Below are 2,986 nucleotides of genomic sequence, written 5' to 3' on the forward strand. Positions count from 1 at the left end.
GTCCCGCGCGACGAGTCGGTGAGGATCTCGGCCGGTTCGACGAGCAGAACCGCATCGAACTCCAGGCCCTTGACCTCCTTGACGGTCGCGACCGTGACCGACTCGGATGCGAGAGGTTCCCATTCGCGTACGAGGCGTGCGGGCGCGAGCACGGCCGTCGTGCCCGGGCCGGTCTCGGCGTCGAGAGCGGCCCGCACGGTCGCCGACAGCGCCTCCGCGTCGACCTGCTGCGCCCACGGCTCGAAACCGGATTCGCGCACCGACTGCGGCGGCACCTGATCGGGATCGATCTCGGCCAGCACCGCATGTGCGATGCGCATGATCTCCGCCGGCGTGCGGTAGTTGACGGTCAGCTCGGTCTTCTTCCACCGGTTCGCGACATACGGTTCGAGGATCTGCTGCCACGACTCGGTTCCCGCCGGATCACCGGTCTGTGCGGTATCGCCCACCAGGGTCATCCAGCGATTCGGGATGCGGCGCATGATCGTTCGCCACGCCATCGCGGACAGCTCCTGCGCCTCGTCGACGATCACATGACCGTAGGTCCACGTGCGATCACCCGCCGCGCGTTCGGCCGTGGTCTCGTGGCGGCGGTGGTTCTGCCGTTCGGCGAGCTGAGTGGCATCGATGAGGTCGTATGCCATGAGCAGCTCCGGATCGAGATCGTCCTCGAGATCCTGCGGCGCCGAACCGGTGAGGATGTCGAGTGCACCCTGGGCGTCGGCGATCTGCTTGCGCCAGCGCCGCTTCGCGCGTTCGCGCTCGGCGGCGTCGTCGACACCGAGCAGTTCGGCGAGTTCGTCGAGCAGGGGAGCGTCGGCCGCGCTGAAACGTCCCGGTGCGTCGGGGCGGTACAGCGCGTCGATCTGCTCGTCGGACAACGCCGGAGCCGCCGACGCGATCCGGTCGCGCGAAGCCAGCAGATCCGAGAGTACTTGCTGCGGGGACAGTTCCGGCCACAATGCGTCGATCGCAGTGATGATGTCACGGTCCGAACGCATCTCGGACCGGATGTCCTGGATGTCCTCCCGGCTCAACAGATTCGCGCCGCCGAGCGGATTCGATCCGATGATCCCCGCGAGCTGATCGGCGAGTGCGTCGATCACCCCGCCCACGAAGATCGGCCGGGCGAGGTTGTGCGGTCGGCGGGACGACCGAGCGCGACCGCGTGCGCGGGTGACGATCTTGCGGTCGAGCGTGAGCGCATAGGTGTCGAAGCTCAGGTGCACGGGGGAGCGGGGCACCTCCTGCCGGTCGCGGACGGCCTTCTCGAGCACCTTCACCATGTCCAGGGAACCTTTGAGCTCGCCGCCCTCCGGGCTGTCCGCGACGGTCGGCGTCACCCCCGGATACAGATCACCGACCGTGGAGAGCAGCACTCCGGTCTCACCGAGCGAGGGCAGCACCTGACCGATGTAGTCGAGGAAGCGGCTGTTCGGGCCCACGATGAGTACGCCGCTCTTGGCCAGCTGCTTGCGGTAGGTGTAGAGCAGGTAGGCCGCCCGGTGCAGCGCCACCGCGGTCTTGCCGGTTCCCGGACCGCCCTGGACGACGAGCACGCTGCGATGCTCCGAGCGGATGACCGTGTCCTGTTCGGCCTGGATGGTCGCCACGATGTCGTGCATCTGCCCGGTGCGCGCGGCGTTCAGCGCGGCGAGCAACGCCGACTCACCGGCCACACCCCCCGCCGCCTGGGTATCGGCATGCTCGAGGGCGGCGTCGAGGTCGAGATATTCGTCGTGCAGAGCGGTGACGGTCCGGCTGCGGCTGCGGATATGACGTCGCAGTACGACCCCGTCGGGAGCGGCGGGGGTGGCGAGGTAGAACGGGCGGGCCTGCGGTGCCCGCCAGTCGAGCAGCAGCGACTCGTAGTCGTTGTCCTCGTCGAGGATGCCGAGCCGACCGATGTACCGGGTCTCCGCGCCGTCCTCGGTCGTCACTGCCGCATCGGTGCCGTCGTCGCGGACGTCGATGCGGCCGAAACACAAGCCGTGCTCGGCGGCGTCGTACTTCGCGATGTCCTCGGTGTACATCTGCGTGAAGGACTCGCGCTCGCTGCGTGCCTGCGGAGTGCCTCCCGTCTCCTTCAGCACGCGGGTCAACCGAGTCCGGGCGTAGTCGCGCAGCCCGTCGAGATGCGTGTAGAGCATCGCCACGTAGGCCTGCTCGCGATCGAGCTCCGGATGGGACGCGCCATCAACCGGCACAGGGACTCCTCGGGATAGACAGGACGAGATCGCTCCGCCGTGCGCAGGATGGTGCGCTGACGAAAGTGCCCGAGAAGTCTAGTCGTCGCCGTAAGAAAACAGGCAGAAATCCTGGTCACAGCAGTGCGGGCGTGCGACCGAGTCGCACGCCCGCACTGCTGTGCCGTACTCGATTACTTCTTCTTCTCGATGTTCTTCTCGAGCGCCCTGAGGTTCTTCGCCAGCTTCTTCTCCGCCTTCGTGCCCTGCTTGCGCGCAGCCTCGGCACGCAAGCGCGCCTTCTCCGCGGCGACGTGCGCCCGGGCATTGAGGATCGCGGACTGTTCCTCGGCGAGCTTCGCCCACTCCGAGCTGCGATCGACCGTCGTGTCCCACAGCTTCGAGCCGCGCTTGCGGGCGGCGTCGGCGATCTCGGGGGTACGCTCCCGCGCAAGCTCGAGCAGTTCGGTGCCGCGTTCACGGGCGCCTTCGGCGAGTTCGGGAGCGCGTTCGCGGGCCACACCGAGGATCTCGGCGCTGCGATCGCGCGCCCGCTCGGTCAGCACCGGACCGCGGTCGCGGGCGACCTCGAGCAGTCCGCTGCCGCGTTCGCGCGCCACCTCTGCGATTTCCGGCCCACGCTCCTTGGCGATCTCCAGGAGATGGCCACCTTGCTCGCCGGCCTCCTCTGTCAGTGCCTTCACCCGTTCGGCGACCGTGTGCAGCGCCTCCGCCGTGTGCCCGTCCGAGGAGTGGCCCGGCAGGGCGGCGGCCACCGACTTCTGCGCGGCTCGCGCGGC

At 68.5% G+C, this 2,986-nt stretch carries 1 protein-coding gene and 1 pseudogene; both read right to left on the bottom strand.

The features are described from left to right. Positions 1-2,207, bottom strand: a 2,207-nt coding sequence (locus R1101_RS0120105; protein ID WP_016935096.1) for an AAA family ATPase, incomplete at its 3' end; no start/stop codon positions are given. A gap of 173 nt (positions 2,208-2,380) precedes the next feature. After that, a pseudogene (locus tag R1101_RS27710) lies at positions 2,381-2,986 on the bottom strand (DoxX family protein); the annotation flags it as partial.

Origin of the sequence: Rhodococcus sp. R1101, from assembly GCF_000278445.1 — a bacterium.
Classification (GTDB): domain Bacteria; phylum Actinomycetota; class Actinomycetes; order Mycobacteriales; family Mycobacteriaceae; genus Rhodococcus; species Rhodococcus gordoniae.